Here is a 20,566-nt window from a genome sequence, read left to right as displayed (position 1 = left end):
TTTGTTTCCTATGCTGTTTTGGCAATTGAACTAGGTATAAGTGTAGTACTTGTAATACCAAAAAAACGTTTTTTAGGACTCTTAGCTTCGTTTTGTTTAATGGTTATGTTTACTACATACATAACAGTCATTCTAAACTTTTCCTCATTCATACCATGTTCTTGCGGTGGAATACTGGAAGACCTAAATTGGAAAGAACATTTAATATTTAATGGAATAATTACAATAACAGCAGCACTAGGTGTCTACCTATCAGCTACTTCTACAAGAAAGACACTGCTATATCTACTTTCACTGGGTTGTTTTAGTGCTATGCTAATAATCGGCTTATATCTAGCATCCGAGAACCCTATGCATCGTGAAAATCCATTCATCAGAAGGTTCATACAAGGTACAGCAATCAAAACAGCAGAAATCAACCTAGATAACAATTCCAAATACATTGCTGGATCGGATGAAAAAAACATCTATTTAGGAGATAATAAAGCTCCTTTACATATCATTAGATACGACTCTACTTTAAAAATTAAAAAACACCATAAAATAGAACTAGAAAGTGAAAACTTTCCATTTCAATCAGTTCAAGTAAGAGTCGCTCCACCCTATTTTTACCTAATGGATGGTACTGTGCCTGTAATCTTCAAAGGAAGCATAAAAGATTGGAAAGCGAAATTATGGATGCACAACAACAACTACTATTTCTCAAAAGCTGAAATAATAGCAGATGATAAACTGGTCTTCCGAGCTCAAGAACTTAAAACGCACAATAATATTTTAGGTACGTTCACAAAAAAAGACAGCTTAACTGTCAATTACGCACCCACAATTCTACAAAAACAACTAGATGGTTTCTTTGATACGGATGGGATAATCAATGTAGACAGAAAAAATCAAAATGTCATTTACACATATTACTACAGAAATGAATTCAGTGTGTCAGATAAGAATCTCAAACTCTTACACCGCAATAATACCATTGACACAACCACAACAGCCAAACTAAAAATTGCACACATCAAAGAAACAGGACAAAAAAAGATAGCTTCTCTTCCAGCAACGGTAAACCAAATTACAGCTTATAGCAATAATATACTATTTATAAACTCAAAAGTCATAGGACGCTACGAATCAAGGAAAATGTGGAAGGAAGCTTCAATTATCGATATGTATAACTGTGAAAATGGAGATTATATTTCAAGCCTCTATATCTATCATGCTAACAAAGCTAAAGTGAGGGAAATATTCGTCATAGAAGACAACCTCTATGCCATTATAGGGCATCAACTGCACAAATACAAACTAAACATAAAGAAACAAAATAAGCAATAGAACGAAATAAAAAACCAAACTGATCGGTGGCAGGGCTGAGACTGAAAACCTGTAGAAAAGAGTAAGTCAAAAATTATAATTTAAATTTATGTATTATGAAAACATTTTTAAAAGTGATTTTGCCTGTATTGGCATTCACATTAGCTAGTGCAGCTGCAGTAGAAACTAAAGCAACTAAAGCGGAAAAAGCAAAGAATGCAGTGTTAATCACTGGGTACATTCAAAATCCATCACCTCTAAATTGCGAACCAGTAGAGGTGGATTGTTCAATAAATTTTACTACTGCAGCCTGTATGACTTCAGAAGCTACTCCAAGACACGTCTGGGAGAAAAATGAAGCTAATGCTTGTAACGTTACACTTTACAAAGTATTAAATTAACAGCTGTAAAGAATATGCAGTTTCAATACAAAGAAACTGCATATTTTATTTTTTTAATTCTCAATTTGGCTTCATCCAAGGGGCTTTCTGACTCCCTTTCAAATAATAACCAAACCAGTCCAATATTTTATGATTTAAATCTTCCTGGTTTTTGGGATTCGTAAAAATGTGACCATCATTAGTATAAACCAACATGATATGCTCTTTATTCAACCGTCGTAAAGCAGCGTACAAAGTCTCTGACTGAGCAGGACTAACCGTTGTATCTAATTTCCCTGCCCAAGTCAAAAGTGGTGTAGTAATATGGGTAGCATTATGCAAAGGGGAATTCGCATAATAAGCACCTTGATTTTCATAAAACGGAAAACCCATACGCAATTGTTGGTTTTCATAACGCCAAGCTTCCATCCGATTATCATTATTACTAAAAGAAAAATAATTGGAGATAGGATTACCTACACTACAACCACTAACAGCTGCTGCAAATAAATCCGTTTGGGTAATAATGAAATTAGTTTCATAACCTCCAAAAGATTGTCCCATTAAACCAATTTTTTTCGCATCAGCCACACCCATCGACAGAACTTGCGTAACTGCTGCAGTTACACAATCGGTTGCTGACTTCCCAGGATTACCACTTTCATAAGCAATATCTGGTAATAATACAGCATAACCGTTACTCACAAAATTCGACACATTCAGTCCTATTCCGTTATGCAAACTGGGATTTTCATAGGTATGTACATGCTGGGAAAGGGTTTCATAAATGGAGACTATTAGAGGATAAGTAATCCCCTTTTCATAAGAAGCTGGATAAAACAAAGCTCCTTTTAAAAAATTTCCTTGACTATCTTGGTAATAAATGATTTCAGAGGTGCCCCATGGATAAGTAAAATGATGAGGATTACTTTGAACAATAAGCTGTTCATTTTTTCCTCTTTTAAAAAATAAAGCGGGTGGACGGTCAAAATCTTGCTTCACATAAATCATGGATTCATCGCTTGATGAAACAGTTAATCTACTGATAGAGCTTTCATCCATAACATAAATTTGAGCATCTTGCTTGGGATATAAGTGATAAAATCCTTTGGCTTCAGTTACCATATTCCTTGCCTCTAGCAGAACACCTTTAGAAAGGTCATAAACTTTACTAGCGGACTTAGAGTAATTAAACTGCTCCACATTTTTCACGGCTGAATTATGAAACCTAAACCGCATTTGATTTTCTTTTCCTTTAGTTAATCTTTTACGAATAGTACCGTCAGGTGAAAATGCCCAAATATCATGAGCATCATAGCACAATAACAATCCACTTGTAGTAGTCCAACCTGCCTGACCAAACAAATGCAATTCTGTGCCTTCGTCGCTTACACTATTATCCCATTCAGTCACAATTCCTACTGACAAATTGGTATGTTTCTTCGTAGCTATACTATAACACCACCAATTGCCATCCCTATAATAGGAAATAGAACGACCATCTGGAGAAAAATGCATAAAGGAATCATAACCCGAATGTTCTTTAAGGAACAAGTATTTAACTCCTGATTTTAGATGAATAAGATAGTAGTCTCTTCTCCCAAACCATTCATATTGGGGTTCATACTGAATAGGATCCGCAACCAAAGCATACTCCTGAGTACCATTGAAGGCCACCCAAGATTCCTTTTCAGTTGTTATTTGACGTACTATACTTTCTTTTGGATACCAAACAGCCAAATAATTGGGATGAAGAATTGACTCCTTCAATTTCCTTTTTCTATAAGGCAATTGGTCGGCAGCATTCCAAACCTCAACACCTTCAGATAAAGAACTGGTATCTTTAGGCACAAGCGGAGTAATACCAAAAAACACTTTTTGTCCGTCACTAGAAACGTTTAAAGCAGTAGTATAATGTGGCTGTATTTTCATGTCCTTCACAAATACTGTGTCGTTCTGTTTCAATTGCAATAATGCAGTAGAACGTAAATCATAATAATACAAGACTACCTCATCGCTAGCTGTTGCATAAAAAGTGAATGTAGAACCTCCCACTTGCCATTTAATTTTTTCTAAAAGCATTCCAGCTATGCTTATCAGGCTTTTCTGCTTCAAGGAACTTGCAAACCCTAAAGAACTAATCTTGGTATGTCCTCCTGCTTCCTGTGCATAAACCAAAGAGGTTTTCTCGTAATTCCATTGATAACTGGAAACATCTGCTATAGATTGCACAATAACTCCGTTTTTTCTAACTACTAATGTGCTTTTATTTTCAAGGGTAACCAAGTAGTGTCCATCTTCCGAAAAATCAAATTTTGATACGGCAGGAATAACAACTTCGCGAGCATATTGCAAATTAAAAAGCACCAAACTACCTTGCCTTTCAAAAGCAAAATAATCCTCCCCCACAAACCTCCCTCCTATCAAATCAGCAAAAACAAATTTTTGCATCGTAGTGGTGTGAACCACAAAAGTGGTATCAATACTATTCTCATAAGAAAACCGATAACTTACCCAATTCCCTTCTTCAGATAGTTGCTCATTTCCCATAGTACTCCAAAGCTTGTAATCAGCCTCACTAAGTTGCTTTTGGGGTAGCTCCTGCCCCATTACGGGACAGGGAACTAACACAAATAAGAGGAGTGTAACCACTCCATAAAATACAGTCAAAAAAGAAGTTCTCATTAATAGCCTGGATTTTGAGTTAAATTCGGATTGATTAATAATTCGTTTTCAGGCAAAGGCCAATATTGATCAGTACTATTCCAACCTGACTTAGTTAATGGCAATACGGCATCAAGGCTGCCGGTTCGCTTCAAATCAATAAAACGATGACCAAATTCTGTGAATAATTCATGCTGACGCTCCTCTAATACAGCATCAACTAGGGCTACAGCCGTTAAGGCCGTTGTATTAGGTAATCCGGCTAATTGCCTTATTTTGTTTAAATCTTCCTTGGCACTACTCAACTCTCCTTGTCTAGCTCTAGCTTCTGCTCTAATTAAGTACTGTTCACTTAAACGCAGAACAATAGAATATTCTTGGGAAGGTGTTGTGTTCGTTTTTCGTTTATACTTGTGTGCATGATACCAAGTGCTTGTACCATTGGTAACGGCAGCAATCCAATGTGTTTTTCGTAAGTCGTTTGGTTCAAAGGATGTATATAAAGTAGTACTTAATCCAACGGTAGTAGGCGGTCCTGTCTGAAAAATAAACAGAGCTCCTTCATTGGTATTGTTTCCTGTTAGCTTCGGTGAAAATTGCCAAATAGTAGCAGTACTGTTTTTAAGAAATACCGCATCAATATCGTCCTCCCAAACATACAAGGCATTATTAATAACAGCCGATGCTGCATTAGCAGCTTCTACCCATCGTTCATCATACAAATAAATACGAGCCAACAAAGCGGAAGCAGCCGAACGGTTGGGTCTAACTCGTTCAGCCGAAATATAGGCGTCAGGCAAGAGTGTTACAGCTGTTTCCAAGTCACTAATTATGTGTTCGTAAACATCTGATATGGGCATACGACTTTGAACACTATTTAAAGTATAGTCAGTGGTCTTAATATAGGGAATCGCTCCATAAACACTAACCAAATAGGAATGTACTAAAGCTCTAACAAATAGAGCCTCACCAATAAACTGATTCTTTTCTGCAGTTGTCAAACCAGTGGAGTTCTGACAACCTTCTATAACGGCGTTGGCAGAATAAATCTGATGATAGCTGGTATTCCAAAACTGAGAAAGCAGTGGACTTGTAGATAAAAGAGCATTGCTATACATGGGGAAAAAATTGGCATCATTAGCACCATAATAAACAAGTTCGTCTGTATACATGCCCAACGTAGCACTAGAGCCACTAGTACTACCATATAATAAGCCACCATCTCTTAGTTTGGAATAAATATCAACCATAGCCGCGTTGGCTGTACTTTTATCAGCGAAAACAGTGCTTCCTGTCAACTGAAAATAAGGTTCTTCTACAGTCACAAAATCATCACAGCCCAATAAGGTAATAAGGGCAAATACTAGTAGTATTTTATTTTTTAAATTTTTCATGTCTTATCAAGTTAGATTAAAAAGTTAGTTTCATACCTACAGTAAAAACCTTTAAGGGCGGCAAAATATTGGTAACCTTGGTTTCAGGATCTCCTTCCTTAAATTTGGTAAAAGTCAATAGGTTTTGACCTTGGGCATACAGTTGACAACCAATTGTAGTGCTAGAAGGTAAAGGCAAAGTATAGGTCAGTGAGATATTCTTTAAGCGAATGTAAGAAGCATCGCGGATAGCTCCATCGCTCAGCACATAGCGTGAATAAGCAGTGGTTAAAGCACTGTTACCTCCTGCTGTAAAAGGTTGCAAAGTTGCATCATCAAGCACACTAGCCAATTGATTTACCGCTATACCGGGTACTCCTGATAGGGATGTAAATGTTTGTTGCTTTACAAACTGAAACAAAAAGTCCAATTGCAATTGCTTATAAGTAAACTGATTTTGAAACCCTCCAAAATATTTCGGAGTCAAGTCTCCTACTATTTTTCGGTCTCCTGCTGCATTAATCACACCATCTCCATTAACATCTTCAAATTCATAAGCTCCTGTAGTGGCATTCATTCCCGTATAATGATAGAGTTTTATAATAGTAGTGGGCTCTCCTACTACATACAAATTAGCATAAGTAGAGGTTTCAAGTCCCGGATATGAAAGTAATCTGTTGCGATTAACAGATAAATTAAAACTAGTCAACCATTCAAAATGCTTACGCTTAAAATTCAGGGTACGCAAAGTAAACTCCAAACCACTATTCTCCACTGTGGCATCAAGATTGCCATTCAAAGAAGCAAATCCTGTCGTCCCCGGCAACGGAATACCAACCAACTGATTAGACGAACGATTGCGATAATAAGCTCCTGTCAAAAACAAACGGTCATTAAAGAATCCTGTTTCTAGGGCTACCTCCATTTTCTCACTCTGCTCCCACCCAAAAGCTGGATTATACAAACGGATCGGTTTCAAACCATTTGTGCCTTGATAATTGACTCCAGAAGAAGAATAAGTGTCCAAATACTGATAATCTCCTATTTGATCATTACCAGTAGTTCCAAAACTAGCACGCAATTTTCCAAAACTCAATACCTTACTGCCCACCAAGAAATCTTCTTTTGAAAACAACCAAGCAACTCCCACAGCACCAAACGTAGCAAACTGCTTACCTGGACCAAATCGACTAGAGCCATCACGACGACCAGTCAAATTAACGATATAGCGGTCATCCCATGTGTAATTCAATCGAGCAAAAAAAGCTTGGTAGGTATAGACAGTTTCATCACTTAGCGGTACAGTTTTCAAAGTAGCCGAAGCCAAATCATCCAATAAACTATTACTAGCAAACCCAAACCCATTCACATACAAACGATTGGTTTTCTGTTGCTGAAAAGTAGTTCCTGCTAAAGCTTCAAACTTACTTTTCCCCATGGTTCCCTTCCAATGCAGTTGAGGTTCAGCAATCCAAGAGTTACGGGTAGTCAAATTGGTATATAAAGAAGATATTTCACTTCCCACTCCATAGGCAGGATTGTAAATGGTAGAGGGTTGTGCATTCGTTTCTTTGTTAGTCAAATCAGTATAGCCAAAGCTACTTTTGAGTGCTGTATTTTTAAAAAGCGTATACGATAATAAAGTATTTACTACTAAATCCTTGGTTCGCGAACGAAAACGTGACTGCAAAGGAGCCAATGGATTATCCCAAGTGCTATTCTCCCAATTCAAATTACCCTCTTCATCATAAATAGCGGGTGCATTGGGAGCCAATGTTCTAGAAACAGCTGTTAAATTTACTGGAGGTTGCTTGTTATTTTGTACACTATAAGTCCCTGAAAAATTCAAGTTGAATTTATCATCAAGCGACTTATGATTCATGCTAAAATGAGCAGCTCCTTTTTTATAGGTAAAATCCCCAGGAAAAACGGTGGTTTCATCCCTATAAGTACCGCTTAACAAGTACTGTGTTTGAGTACTCCCTCCCGCTACAGTAGCCTGCACGTTATTAATAGTGGCTGTGCCTCCAATAAACTCTTTTTGCCAATCAGTATAACGATCTCTGTCCCATGTACCGTTTACATCATAGGCTGTCGCTGGAAAAGTAGTAACACCATCGTTAGCATAAGCCTGTTCTCGCATAGCTAAATACTGTTCCGTATCCATCAATTTCGGCAAACGCGTGACTGTTCCAAAACTCGTGGAACTATTTAAAGTAAAAGACGTAGTACCCGCTTTTCCTTTTTTAGTAGTAATTAGCACTACTCCATTAGCTCCTCGGGAACCATAAATAGCGGTAGCATCAGCATCCTTCAATACCTCTATACTTTCAATGTCAGATGGATTAATAGAATTAAGTGGACTGGTCAAACTAGGTGAAAAACCTGAAGTGGAAGTAGCACCTGTAGTTTCAGAAGAATACGGCACACCATTAATAATATATAACGGCTCATTCCCATCAGCTCGCAAACTATTTTGTCCTCTAATTCGGATGGAAAATGCCCCACCCGGCAAACCACTATCTTGTCGAATATCAACCCCTGCCATCCTACCCTGCAAAGCAGCCAACACATTAGTAACAGGTTGCTTTTCAATAGCATCAGCCGTAACACGCACTATACTACCCGTACGTTCTTTTTCTTTTACATTGTAATAACCTGCATTAACAATAACTTCTTGCAGTTGCGTAGTATCTTCTTGCAACACCACATTAAAAACAGTTTGATTGCCTACAGCCACTTCCACTGTTTTATACCCCACAAACGAAAATACTAAATTATCAGTGGGTAAAACAGTAAGACTATAATTCCCTGATGCATCAGATAGCGTACCTTGTGCTTTATCTTTAACTAGAATAGTAACACCAGCTAAGGCACCAGAGGCATCAGAAGTAGTTCCCGTAACGGTTTTGGTTTGTGTATAACCCACTGTTAAACAAAAAAATAAAAAAATAGAAAACAATTTGGGCAAAGGTAAAGCAGCCCAAAGCGGAAAGAGTGAAATTTTATTCATACTTTTGGTTTGGTTAAATGAAACATTGGTTTTGTTTGTCTAGACTTCCTAACGAGTTGGCCGACGAGGTAGGAAGTCATTTTTTTTATGCTAAATACACGTTTAATAAATCCTCATAAAATAGATATAAAAAATTGTAGCTACTAAAGGATTTTCTTTTTTTCAATCAGCAATTGAAGTTAAAACAGCTAATCACTATTTACTAATCACTAATCACTATTTCTCCATAAGCAATATTTTAAAAATTAAATAAGTATAAACTGTAAACTGTAAACTGCAAACTAATCCCTTTTCACTTTTCATTAATTACTAATCACTAGTTACTAATTACTAGTCACTAATTACTAATCACTAATCACTATTCACTCAAATTTTCACCCTGAGCGCAGTCCAAGGGCACACAACATCATCAAAAACGAAAATTCCTTGCAATAAACAATATAAAGCTAATCACTAGTTACTAATTACTAATCACTAACTACTATTCCCTGCCAACTGACAACCGACAACAGACAACCGAAAAAAAACTGAGCTTGGCAAAAAAAAGGCATGGAACTCAGCTTATTGCCTTAGAGGTACTGGTATACCGAGGAACAATAAGTGAGCCCACGCCAATAGACGTGAGCATCTGACTTATCATTTCGTTCCTTTTAAAATTACCAGTTTTCTAAGACGAAATTCAAAGCGAATGCTTCAATATTTTGATTTGAAGAATCGCAAATATATTAATTCAAGTACAAACATAAGTAAAAAAATTTTAATATGGTATATGTACCATTGATAATTTATTAAAATTAGTTGCTCTTTGTAATACAAAAATATAAAACGTTTTGACTAAAATTGAGCAATATATAATTGAAGAGATAAAAACTATGCGAAAAAAGCATGGTCTAACACAATTAGAGCTCTCTCAAAAATTAGATATGAGCGATAGTTTTATTTCGCATGTTGAAGCTCCTTCGAAACGAGCAAAATATAATATTAATCATTTAAATATGATTGCTCAAATATTTGATTGCTCACCAAAAGATTTTTGGCCTGAAAAACCACTGTAAGAAATTTTCATTTCTTAAGAAAAAAATTTCAATTCCATATTTTTTCGTTCTGCTTAAAATTTTAATGTATAAATAGTAAATTACGTATTTATACGCAATCAAATGTTTTAAAATTTAACCTAAATTAGCATCAAAATAAAATATTAGTTTTAAGATTATTAATACGTTATAAGCAATTATTTTGAACCTATAATATTTAGAACAATGGATTTATATACACTTGAAGAAGCCAAAGAATTAATTAAATATTATTCGGAAAAACTTATTGGAAAGCCAATAGTTCCAGATATGCAATCAAACGTGATAAGGTTTGATTTTGTTGAATACGAAAATGGAAAATTTAGAGTTAACTGTGTAGGGAGTGATTATGGAATAATAAGACCAATCCACGAAATCTCTAGTGTTGCTAAATACTATAATTTACCTACACCAAAAGAAATATTAGAGAACGCAAAATAAATTGATATGGGTTGGGGTTGGTTAAATAAAATTGTAGTTAAAATTGCAGCTGAAGTTCACAAAACAAAAATTGACGAATTTGAAAAACGTCTACTAGAAATTGAACAAAAACAACAAGTTATTCTGAAGTCTATTGAAAATAATCAAAAAGCAATAAACAAGCTAGACAATAGAATATACAAAGCAAACATTGAATCAGCCACAGCAGTTGGTGCTATAAACGCTGTCATTTCAAGAGCAAACGGAAATAATTTATTAACCCAAAGAGAAAACGATAATGCATAATCAAAATATACATGAAGTAGAGTTACTTTCTCAGAAAATTGAAAAGAATACCGCAACTCTTGAAGATTATAAAAGATATGAAAATCTATTACTCAACGGAGGATTTACTCATGATTACATTTTTTCTAATCTAAACCGAGCAGGATTTTGGAGTTGGGAAGAATTTATTGCAGCTAGACAAAAGAAAGAAAAAGACAAAGATACAGAAGCTAATATAGTTGGAGGATTAATTGGTATTGGTTTAGGATTACTTTTATTAGGTATGTGGGAAGGTAAAAAAAAATAACTACCTATAAGTGCGGTTACAAGTAATGGCTAGGTCAGGAATATCCCAAAAATTCTCCGAATTTTCTAAAATTAGTCTATATTGATTTGGCTTGGTTAAGTATTCAATTCACAAATCAAACATTGTACTATTTGCTTTATAGTATTTTATAGTTCAATTTATCCACAGTCAAGTTTTATCTAAGAGGAAAAAATGGAGTGATAAAATATAAATTTAACATCTAACTATTAATTAGCAAACTTTGTGGTGCTTCAAATTGAAATTAAGACTAATTTTATAAAGTATATAAATAAACTTAAAAAGTAAAACACAAAGTACTTTAATATGTAATTTTCATACTAAAAACAAACTAAGTAGACAGCTTACCATGAAACCAAAAAGAAGAAGATCGTTATAATCTACAATGGAAAGGACTTTCAGATACTATTTTTCAGCCTTAGTATGTTTAGTTTTCTCCCCAGATAAATTTTTCATTCTAAAATGGTACCAGGTACTATTTGGTGTATTCTTTCTAATAATAACTTTTACTATGCTGGCCCTCTCCCATTAGAAATCATTCTATTTTTTTAATAGTATATAAATAGCCGTAAACAAACGACCATTAGTTCAAAAAACTTCCAAATAAACAACATCAAACCTATTAATTACGTATTTTTACGTAATCAAATGTTTTGATTTTATGCTAACTTAGCATTTATAAATTAAACTATTGCGACTATCCTGCTAAATCGACATAATAGTAGTATGGATTTTGCGAGTACAGACAAGTTGTAGTGCATAACCAAAAACCGAAAAAAAATGTTTGACGGAAAAAATTCAAAGAAAATAGAATACCTAGAGGACGAAAGAAGAAAACTCTGGGAAAGACTTTCTGAACTAGAAAAACAAGTTGCAGAAAAACCGTCAGATATAGAAAAAGAAGCTAGACAAGCATCAAAAAAAGCAGCTGAATACAGAAACAAAGCTGAAGAAAGGTTTAATCAAGCAAGCGAGATTCATTCAAAATTAGTTAATATCGAAACTGAAATTGAAGAAAAATTAAGTGATATTAAGTCTAACCACACAAAATCAATTGAAATCAGCAATGATTTGTTAGAAAACAGTACGAATTTATCCAATCTTGTAACTAGAATAAGTGAAGTTCTTGAAGAACACCCAGAAATTGAGGAAGAAATTGACAAATTAGATGAACTAATATTGAAAATTGAGGAAAATTCCAGTAAAGCTAATACAACATATAAAGGGATTTTAACAAAAAAAACGGAAATAGATGAACTTCACAGAGAAATTCTTGGTTATGAAGATGAAGACGAAGATGGAGAAATAATTACTGTAGAAGGACTAAAAAAAGAACTAGAAACATCTTACAATCAACTAACAGAAATATCTGAAAACTTAGAGGGAAATCTTGAAAGTCTTAAAGTGACAAGTAAAGGACAATATGACGACTTCATTAAGATAAATCAAGATAGTTTAGATAGCATTAAATCAAATTCAAAAAAAGAATATGATAAAATTAATAAACAAATAGAATCATTACTTCCCAATGCTTTAACTGCTGGATTAAGTTCTGCTTTTATCACCAAAAAAGGAGAAGAAGAATTATTGTATAATGAATACAAAAAAAGCTTTAACAATGGAATTTTATACATTTCATTATCTGCGTTATTACCAATTGGAATAAGCATTTTTTACCTTTTATCAGGAGCAACTTTAACTGAAACAATTGAAAGAGCACCTAAAATAATGTTAGCTTTTCTTCCTCTTTACATTCCTTTAATTTGGACAACTATTTCTGCAAATAAAAAAGTGAACTTATCAAAAAGGTTAATAGAAGAATACTCTCACAAACAAGTATTAAGTATGACAATTGAGGGACTTTCTAAACAAATAGAAAACATTGAAGATGCTGAAATGTCAGAGGAATTAAGAATAAAACTTCTAAATACTTTCTTAAATGTTACAAGTGAAAACCCTGGTAAATTAATTTTAAACTATCAAAAATCTGATAATCCAATATTAAACTTTTTTGACCGAGATAAGAAAAAGGACAAAACAATAGTTGAGACATTAAAAGACAGTACAAAAGATATTATTGAAAAAGCAGCAGACGAAATTGAAGAAGGAATTGTGAATAATGGAAAATAGTTAAAGATAAAAAATTACGCACTACAACAATGGCTATAAGTAATTGCTTGTTCTCGCCTACTTCTGAAAATCCTCGCGGATTTTCAGTTTGGTGTGTACTTGCAAAGTTAAGTGCTAAACCACGCAACTACTCATAGCCGAGACCGTTGTGCTTCATGCTGAAAAACACCGATAATAAATGAATGATGATTATAAAGAAGAGTTTTTATTAAGACTCAAAAAAAGTGAATTATATAAAGCTCTTAAAGAGAATTGTTCAGAAAAAGACTCGAATGTAATAACGATAGTTGAGGATTGTACATCCTATGCATTTCAAAGGACAAAAACCATTGTTAGGCATATGGGAGAATTTACTCTTCATGATGGTGACCATTTATTTAGAGTTTTAAATCTAATGGAAAGGTTAATAACCAAGGAATCAATTAATGAACTCTCTAGCCCTGAATTACTTCTTTTAATTATCAGTGCTTTTTTTCATGATATAGGAATGGCTCCTAACGAAAAGGAAGTCTTAGCTTGGAAAAAAGTTTGGGACATTGAACCAGAAATTGAAGATAGTGAGCAAAGTACATTTAATGACTTTAAAAGGTTCTATAATTCTCGACCAGAGGATGAAAAAAGATTAAATGATTTGATAGTCAAAGGAAATTACTCACAGGCTGATATAATAAAATCATATTTGATTACGGAATACATACGGCAAACACATGCTGAAAGAGCGAGAGATATTATTGAACAAGATTGGTCGGAAAAAATTGTTTTTAGAGATACAGATTTAACTGTTGAATTGGCTCAAATATGTTATAGTCATAATGAAGATGCACTATCATTATTAGATTTAGACAAAAACTTGCTTTGTGGTTCGGGAATATACGCATGTTTGCCATTTGTAGGAATAATTCTTAGACTCGCTGACATATTAGATTTTGATGGTAAACGAACTCCCTCAATATTATTTTCACATTTATATGTGAGAAATCCAATATCAATCAATGAGTGGAATAAACATCGAGCAATTGAAGCATGGGACATTAGTCCAGACTTAATTCAGTTTAGTGCCAAATGTACACATCCTGTTATAGAATCTTCGATTCATGAATTTTGTTCAATGATCGACCATGAACTTAGTTTAGCAAACAATATAATTTCAACACTAAACGAATTTCACAATTCAATAGACCGAGATTTACAAATTAAACTACCACTCAAAGTAAACAGGGATAAAATAAGAACTAAAATAGATATAAAAAACAAACCTATTTATATCTATATGGATACTAAATTCTCTTTGAGCAAAACTCAAGTTATAGAGCTACTCATGGGAACAAAGCTCTATGGAAATCCCGAAGTCGCTTTACGAGAACTATTACAAAACTCAATTGATGCATGTCTACTACGTAAGGCACAAGAAGCAAAATGGGGCAATTTATATGAGCCTAAAATTTTCGTGAAATATTACACGGAAAAAGGAGAAGACATCCTAGAAGTAATCGATAATGGAACAGGGATGGACAAATATATTATTAATAATTATTACTCCAAAATTGGCTCGTCTTTTTACAAGTCAAAAGACTTCTACAATTTGAAAGCTGAATCTAAAGCGGAATTTTCCCCTACATCGAGATTTGGTATTGGTATTCTTTCATCTTTTATGATTTCAGATGTGCTAATTGTTGATACTAAAAGAGTATATGGTCCTCATAAATCTAGCGACCCCCTTAATATAACTGTCGAAGGTCAAGAAAGTATTTTTTGGATAAAATCAGGAAAGCGGGAAACACCAGGAACTACTACTAAATTAATTCTTAGAAAAAGTCATAACCCTTGGGAAAGAATGACTGAAAATGAATTTATTGAAAATGTTGAAAATGTAATTCCGAACCCACCTTTTGAAATAAATATTGAAACTCAATCACACAATAAAAAAAGAGATGAAAATAGTTTTAAAGAAATTACCTCCTATTCTTTAAAGGATAATTCTTGGCAAGAAAATGAGAACATTAAATATATAGAAATTCCAATTGACAGAAAAGATATTGGCTTAATAGGCTCAGCTACTGTAGCTATCTTGGAAAGTCATAATAAGCCAGTGGAAAGATTAGAATTAAACTCTAGAGACATAGAGGTTGAAGGAGAAATTTACACATTAGAAAGAGAACTCAAAATTGACCTAAACTCAATAAAAGAATCATCCAAATCAATAACAATTAGTGATGATGGTGATATAAGAACAGATGATTCATATAACACATTGGCAAGTTCTAAGTCAAAAATTTCATTGCATGGTATTGAAATACCGTCAAGTTTATTTCCAGAACGTTGGAGAATGAAAAATAACCAAGTTAAAATCAATTGGCCTTTTCCTCTAATACTTGTTATTGACGTTTGCGGTATGCGGGATTTGGATTTAAACTCTCCAAGAACAGAAATAATTGTTAGTGAAAAATGGACAGACTTTGAAGAACAACTAGCGACTCTAATTTGTGAAAAAATTAAAGAATCTGTGGAAACAGATTATTGGAATAACTTATTTAAGATATTCAATTTTTCGAAAAGTAGCGATAGCTTCAAAAGAGCTTTAGAAAAATTAAAATAGAAGCACAAAAGCACAACAGTGTATATTAAGTAATAGCGGTTTAAATGATAAAACGAAGGTAAAAATATAAAATAAAAGTTAGTGCAAAACCGAAAGGTTTGTGAGTAGAAATCCGCTACTACTCATACACGTCATCATTGCGCTAAATGTGACAAATCTATGGAAAAAGAAAGATACTATACAGAAAATGAAGGTCCAATTGCTGAAATCGAAATGATAGCTCTTAAAAAAGCTGTTGAATTGAGTAAAGAAATTGAAGGAATCCAACAAATTACAATTTTAATCCATACAAAAAGGAATACAGGTTATATAGAAAGAACTATTGGAGAAAAATATTTAAAAGATTTATTCAACGGTACTGTATCTGCTTACTCAAAGGGACCGAAATTAAAAATTGAAACTTTACGAACTTATGACAAAGCTTATGGTTCGCAGAAAAAAAATAGTATCCTTCTTGCGTTTGGACTTGATTCAAAAGAATTATTTAAGTATGACGATAACCCAAGTATAAAAGGCATGGTTGCTCATCAATGGATGAAAACTGGAGTTACTGAATGGGCACAAGCTTGGAATGCTACTGAATTAACTTCTAACCAAAAAGCTGAACCAACTGACTTACCTGACGTGGTAGTTCAGGAAGCTTTAAATGAACTTAGTAAAGTCATAAACCCTAGTACTGGAATTACTCATTCCATGGATAATGATAGATGTAAAACTTACTTAAGAGCTCTGAACAAATATGATTACGAATTAAACCCAGTTAAAGTAAAATCATATTTGATTAAAAATTTGAACTGGGATAATAGACACGCGGAAGACTTAATAAAACTAATTGAGAAATTAAACTCAGGAAGTTTTTTCAAGGGCGGTGAAAAAACAGGTCTTCAAAATCATATTAAAAGATGGAAATCAAGAATATAAACATTAAGCACAAAAAAGTATAACCACAATTACGGTGGATTCGACTACGTGCGAATCTAGCGCGAATTTCTAAAACTTATGCTTAATTCTAACAGCATCAACTAAATACCGTAACTCAGTTATACCAACCGTTAAAAGTTTGACTTCTTTTATTTTATCAATTATTAGGTATTTAGATGTAATCTAATGTTTTGATTTTATATTATCTTAGCATTAGTGAATTAATCTATTGAGACTATCCTGTCAAATTGGTATAAAAGTAGTATGGATGTCGCGAGTATAAACAAGTTAGCTGCAAGTAACCCCGAAAATTATGTGGAAAGAATACGAAATAAAATTATTTGACTTACTAAAACAAACTTATCCAGAATGTGAAATAGAATTTGATGATTCTGTTTTTGGAATATATAGTAAAGTTGAAAGACAAATTGACTTTGCAGTAAGAGGTAATTTAGCAGGTAAAAGAATATTAGGAATTGTAGATTGTAAATATTACAACAAAAAAATACACGTAAAAACTGTTGAAAGTTTTATTGGAATGATGCAAGACGTTAATGCAAATTTTGGTCTCATAATAACTAACCAAGGATATTCACAAGCTGCAAAAAATAGAGTGAAATATTCTAACTTAAAACTTGATGTTTTAAAATTCAATGAATTAAATGAAATTGAACTTACAGTAGATTATTTCTTTAATCAGAATATTAAAAGATTACAACTTTCAAAATCAGAATTTTTTCGTAGAAATAAGCAAAATACAGAATATTTTGATGAAATAAAATCGAACTATAAAAAACGTATAATTTGCTATAAAGAAGAATATGCTAATACTGAATATTATGCTTTTAAAAAACTTCTCGAAAATTCCGTAAGAACCTTGCGTGATTTTGAGCAAATTGATGATATCAAATTATTTATTCCTGCAAATAAAAATGATGAGTCAACAAATTGCATTAACAAAAAAATTCTGTATTCTTGTAATATAAATAGATTTGAAATTGAAAAATTTCTAAATACAAATATTAATCATTTAAGAGATGAAATTATTAATTGGAGAAATGATTTTTTAGGAATTTTAACAAAAGAAATAATTCTAAAATTTGCAAAGACTTTTATTAATGAAGAAGAATATAATAATTACGAAGATATTTCCTGCAGATAACAGCGGTAACCGTTGCACAACCCCTAATTTTTCAAAATAATTTAAAAATTCATAAATTTTAAACCTCTTTAAAAGCTATCTCAAGAAGGTTCTTTTTAGGTAAGGTCTAACTTTGATAAATTACGTATTTACACGTAAATATTTGATATAAAATTACACTATATTAGCTACCAATAAAATCAACTTTATTATGACTATCCTGCCAATATGGTATAAAACTAGTAGGAAAGTAGCGAGTATAAACTAGTTGTGCGTCATTGTACGGAAAATCGAAAACACTAACAAGAAACTTAATTCATACATATTATGAATAAAATTGAAATTAATTTTGAAAATTGCTATGGTATAAAAAAATTAAATGAAGAATTAAATTTTACAAATACAAATAAAGTAAATGCAATTTATGCCAAAAACGGATTAATGAAAACTTCGTTCACAAAAGTTTTTAAAAAGATTCAAGATGGTAAAGAAAATGAAGTTGGTGATGAAATTTTTAATAACGAAAAAGTTGAGAAAGAAATAAAAATTGATGGTGAGTTAATAAAGAAAGAAGAAATTTTTGTTATTAATTCTTTTGAATCTCAATATGAATCATCAAGTATTTCATCTTTATTGGTTAATGACGAAATAAAAGATAAATTAGAAGATATTTTAATCTTAAAAAACAATTTATTAAAAAAACTAGAGGATAAATCAGGTTTAAAAATTTCCAAAATTGTATTAGGAAAAAAAGTGTTTGAATTAGAAAATCAAATTATAAAAGATTTTAAGTTAAGTGAAAAAAGTTTTCTTAACAATCTAAATAAATTTAAGAGCAACTCGAATAATTTAATATTTCAAAATGTTTCATATTTAGATATTTTTGATTCAAGTGTTATAAATAAAATTGAAAAAAAAGAATTCCAATCAAAAATCTCTGACTATTTAAAAAAGACTGATGAAGTTTATAAAAAATATTCATTTTTTGAAAAAGGAGTTTTTTCACTTTCAAAACTAAAAAACGTAAATGATTCTTTAAAGAAGAATAGTTTTTTTGTAAAAAACAATAAAATACAGCTAGGTAATGAAGATAGTATTGATGATATAATTGAATTTGATAAAAAACTAAAAATAATTGAAGATGAATTAAAGGAAAGTAAAGAATTTCAAGCTATTGAAAAAGGCTTGTCAGATGTAAAAGGTTCAAAATTAAAAGATGTTTTAGAATCAAATGTTCATTTAATTGAAGAATTAAAGATAAGCAACCTTGAAAAATTAAAAAATAAAATTTGGTATTCATATTTTGAAAGTGAATCTGAACAATTATATGAGTTATCAGAAAAATTCAATAATTTAAAATCAGATATTGAAAGTATAAATGTGCTTGAAACTGATTGGCAAGATGCAATTAATATTTTTAACGATAGGTTTTCTTTACCTTTTAAAATGGAAATTGAAAATTTAAATAGTTGCATAATTGGAGAAAGTCTTCCGAAAGTTATATTCAAATTCTGTTCAAAATATGACACAAACGAATGTCAAGATAATGATTGGGTTAAATTAAGTAGAGAAGAACTTGAATCGAAAAATACTTTAAGCCAAGGTGAAAAAAGGTCATTATATCTGTTAAATATAATTTTTGATGTTCAAAAAAGAATAAAAGAAGATTCAAAAACTTTATTTATAATTGATGATATTGCTGATTCATTTGACTATAAAAACAAATATGCAATCATCGAATATTTAAATGACATATCAAAAAACAATAATTTTTATTTAATAATTTTATCTCATAATTTCGACTTTTACAGAACGGTTTGTTCTAGATTAAATCTAGATAGAAATAAAAGATTTCACGCTGTTAAAAAAGAAAATGAAATAGTTTTAAATAAAGAACATTATCAAGATAATCCTTTTATTACTTGGAAGAAAAATTTATCAAGTGGTTCTGTATATACTGCAATAGATTGTAGAAAACATATAATTTCATTAATTCCATTTATCAGAAATATAATCGAATATGGCGTCGATTATAATATCTTAACAGAATACAAGAATGATTATATGTTTTTAACAAATTTGCTTCATAACAAAAGTCAGTCAAAAGATGTAAAAGTTAAAGAGTTAAAAGAAATTTTTAAAAAATATCTAGATAGATTTAATTTTGATATCTCAATTTCTGAAAATGAAAATGTTTATGATATAGTCATCGATTTAGCTAAAAACCATATTGATAACGAAGACTTTAAATTAGAAAACAAAATAATTTTAGCTGTAGCAATTAGATTAAAAGCTGAAGAGTTTATGAAAAATAAAATAAAATTGAATTCTTCAGCGACATTCGATTGGATTAAAAAAGGGAATATCTACAATGGTAATTCTGACGCTTTTTTGGAATTTGTAGAATTAGAAAAAAATCAAACTAGAACATTATATGATGGTTTTAAACAAATTGGCAATGCTAACGAAATAAAAATTATAGAGACTGTTAATATTATGACTCCAGAAAACATACATCTTAATTCATTTATGTATGAACCAATTTTAGATATGGATATTTATGAATTAAAAAGTTTATATCTTAAAGTAAATAATTTATATAATTAAAAAACAACGAACGCACAACAGCCGTTTCATGAAATTGCGGGGTTTGGGATTTATCAGAATTGGTATTTTTTGAAACTAAATTTTGTCTATATTTGTAATCAAAAGTGTTGAAAATCCGCAACTTCGTGAAGCGTCAAAACGTTGAATATTGAATTGATTATTTCCTGTTTTAACGTTGTTATAAACATCCATAAATGAGTGTTCAATTCCTGAATTACATACTATAAAATTTGTAACTAAAGCTAAAATCCCATACTTTTATTACAATAGCTTTAAAGCAAAGTTATATGTCGTACTAATTTCGTTCATCAGATGAAAACAAAAAAAAGA

The 20,566-nt window shown here is 31.9% G+C and carries 14 protein-coding genes; 11 read left to right on the top strand and 3 right to left on the bottom strand.

The genetic code is table 11. The annotated features are described in order from the left end of the window. Nucleotides 1-351: 351 nt before the first annotated feature. Together AABJ49_RS04805 and AABJ49_RS04800 are read left to right on the top strand one after the other, a co-directional pair. Nucleotides 352-1,329, top strand: coding sequence for a hypothetical protein (locus AABJ49_RS04805; RefSeq protein WP_338376510.1), 978 nt, complete (start codon nucleotides 352-354; stop codon nucleotides 1,327-1,329). 95 nt (nucleotides 1,330-1,424) lie between these two features. Continuing rightward, entirely contained in the window at nucleotides 1,425-1,709 is a 285-nt protein-coding gene (locus tag AABJ49_RS04800; protein WP_338376508.1) for a DUF6520 family protein, read from the top strand. A gap of 60 nt (nucleotides 1,710-1,769) precedes the next feature. Here the strand turns inward: AABJ49_RS04800 and AABJ49_RS04795 are convergent, their stop codons facing one another. The 3 genes from AABJ49_RS04795 to AABJ49_RS04785 are packed head-to-tail and all read right to left on the bottom strand — an operon-like array spanning nucleotide 1,770 to nucleotide 8,738. Next, a complete protein-coding gene (locus AABJ49_RS04795; RefSeq protein ID WP_338376506.1) occupies nucleotides 1,770-4,373 on the bottom strand; it encodes a prolyl oligopeptidase family serine peptidase in 2,604 nt (867 codons plus the stop codon). Further along, nucleotides 4,373-5,746 carry a RagB/SusD family nutrient uptake outer membrane protein gene (locus AABJ49_RS04790; protein ID WP_338376504.1) on the bottom strand — a complete coding sequence of 458 codons (1,374 nt, stop codon included), beginning with the start codon at nucleotides 5,744-5,746 and terminating at the stop codon, nucleotides 4,373-4,375. Before AABJ49_RS04790 ends, AABJ49_RS04795 begins: the two co-directional genes overlap by 1 nt. A gap of 16 nt (nucleotides 5,747-5,762) precedes the next feature. Further along, a complete protein-coding gene (locus AABJ49_RS04785) occupies nucleotides 5,763-8,738 on the bottom strand; it encodes a SusC/RagA family TonB-linked outer membrane protein (RefSeq protein ID WP_338376502.1) in 2,976 nt (991 codons plus the stop codon). Between the two features lie 830 nt (nucleotides 8,739-9,568). Here AABJ49_RS04785 and AABJ49_RS04780 point away from each other — a divergent pair. The 9 genes from AABJ49_RS04780 (at nucleotide 9,569) to AABJ49_RS04740 (ending at nucleotide 20,236) form a co-directional block, all read left to right on the top strand. Then, nucleotides 9,569-9,793, top strand: a complete 225-nt coding sequence (locus tag AABJ49_RS04780) for a helix-turn-helix transcriptional regulator (RefSeq protein ID WP_338376500.1) — start codon at nucleotides 9,569-9,571, stop codon at nucleotides 9,791-9,793. Between the two features lie 204 nt (nucleotides 9,794-9,997). Beyond that, the gene (locus AABJ49_RS04775; protein ID WP_338376498.1) at nucleotides 9,998-10,252 is read left to right on the top strand and encodes a hypothetical protein; all 255 of its coding nucleotides are present in this window, start codon (nucleotides 9,998-10,000) and stop codon (nucleotides 10,250-10,252) included. 6 nt (nucleotides 10,253-10,258) lie between these two features. Continuing rightward, complete coding sequence (locus tag AABJ49_RS04770; RefSeq protein WP_338376497.1) at nucleotides 10,259-10,537, top strand: hypothetical protein; 279 nt, start codon at nucleotides 10,259-10,261, stop codon at nucleotides 10,535-10,537. Then, on the top strand, nucleotides 10,530-10,823 hold the full coding sequence (locus tag AABJ49_RS04765) for a hypothetical protein (protein ID WP_338376495.1): 294 nt from the start codon (nucleotides 10,530-10,532) through the stop codon (nucleotides 10,821-10,823). The genes AABJ49_RS04770 and AABJ49_RS04765 overlap by 8 nt, the downstream gene beginning before the upstream one ends. Nucleotides 10,824-11,621: 798 nt before the next feature. Beyond that, the gene (locus AABJ49_RS04760; protein WP_338376493.1) at nucleotides 11,622-12,971 is read left to right on the top strand and encodes a hypothetical protein; all 1,350 of its coding nucleotides are present in this window, start codon (nucleotides 11,622-11,624) and stop codon (nucleotides 12,969-12,971) included. 487 nt (nucleotides 12,972-13,458) lie between these two features. Next, nucleotides 13,459-15,567 carry an ATP-binding protein gene (locus AABJ49_RS04755; protein WP_338376491.1) on the top strand — a complete coding sequence of 703 codons (2,109 nt, stop codon included), beginning with the start codon at nucleotides 13,459-13,461 and terminating at the stop codon, nucleotides 15,565-15,567. A gap of 159 nt (nucleotides 15,568-15,726) precedes the next feature. Further along, nucleotides 15,727-16,488, top strand: coding sequence for a hypothetical protein (locus AABJ49_RS04750; RefSeq protein ID WP_338376489.1), 762 nt, complete (start codon nucleotides 15,727-15,729; stop codon nucleotides 16,486-16,488). A 313-nt stretch (nucleotides 16,489-16,801) separates the two neighbouring features. After that, the gene (locus AABJ49_RS04745; RefSeq protein ID WP_338376487.1) at nucleotides 16,802-17,650 is read left to right on the top strand and encodes a restriction endonuclease; all 849 of its coding nucleotides are present in this window, start codon (nucleotides 16,802-16,804) and stop codon (nucleotides 17,648-17,650) included. A gap of 306 nt (nucleotides 17,651-17,956) precedes the next feature. Further along, a complete protein-coding gene (locus tag AABJ49_RS04740; RefSeq protein ID WP_338376485.1) occupies nucleotides 17,957-20,236 on the top strand; it encodes a hypothetical protein in 2,280 nt (759 codons plus the stop codon). The last annotated feature ends 330 nt before the right edge of the window (nucleotides 20,237-20,566 follow it).

Origin of the sequence: uncultured Flavobacterium sp. (assembly GCF_963922255.1) — a bacterium.
Lineage (GTDB): Bacteria > Bacteroidota > Bacteroidia > Flavobacteriales > Flavobacteriaceae > Flavobacterium.
Note: the sequence above shows the minus strand (reverse complement) of the source record. Positions and strands in the feature narration are given on the sequence as shown.

Excerpts from the sequence above, each read along its gene's own strand:
- AABJ49_RS04805 (WP_338376510.1), top strand. The coding sequence starts at position 352 with ATGCATCGTGAAAATCCATTCATCAGAAGGTTCATACAAGGTACAGCA.
- AABJ49_RS04800 (WP_338376508.1), top strand. The coding sequence starts at position 1,425 with ATGAAAACATTTTTAAAAGTGATTTTGCCTGTATTGGCATTCACATTA.
- AABJ49_RS04795 (WP_338376506.1), bottom strand. The coding sequence starts at position 4,373 with ATGAGAACTTCTTTTTTGACTGTATTTTATGGAGTGGTTACACTCCTC.
- AABJ49_RS04790 (WP_338376504.1), bottom strand. The coding sequence starts at position 5,746 with ATGAAAAATTTAAAAAATAAAATACTACTAGTATTTGCCCTTATTACC.
- AABJ49_RS04785 (WP_338376502.1), bottom strand. The coding sequence starts at position 8,738 with ATGAATAAAATTTCACTCTTTCCGCTTTGGGCTGCTTTACCTTTGCCC.
- AABJ49_RS04775 (WP_338376498.1), top strand. The coding sequence starts at position 9,998 with ATGGATTTATATACACTTGAAGAAGCCAAAGAATTAATTAAATATTAT.
- AABJ49_RS04770 (WP_338376497.1), top strand. The coding sequence starts at position 10,259 with ATGGGTTGGGGTTGGTTAAATAAAATTGTAGTTAAAATTGCAGCTGAA.
- AABJ49_RS04765 (WP_338376495.1), top strand. The coding sequence starts at position 10,530 with ATGCATAATCAAAATATACATGAAGTAGAGTTACTTTCTCAGAAAATT.
- AABJ49_RS04760 (WP_338376493.1), top strand. The coding sequence starts at position 11,622 with ATGTTTGACGGAAAAAATTCAAAGAAAATAGAATACCTAGAGGACGAA.
- AABJ49_RS04755 (WP_338376491.1), top strand. The coding sequence starts at position 13,459 with ATGGCTCCTAACGAAAAGGAAGTCTTAGCTTGGAAAAAAGTTTGGGAC.
- AABJ49_RS04750 (WP_338376489.1), top strand. The coding sequence starts at position 15,727 with ATGGAAAAAGAAAGATACTATACAGAAAATGAAGGTCCAATTGCTGAA.
- AABJ49_RS04745 (WP_338376487.1), top strand. The coding sequence starts at position 16,802 with ATGTGGAAAGAATACGAAATAAAATTATTTGACTTACTAAAACAAACT.
- AABJ49_RS04740 (WP_338376485.1), top strand. The coding sequence starts at position 17,957 with ATGAATAAAATTGAAATTAATTTTGAAAATTGCTATGGTATAAAAAAA.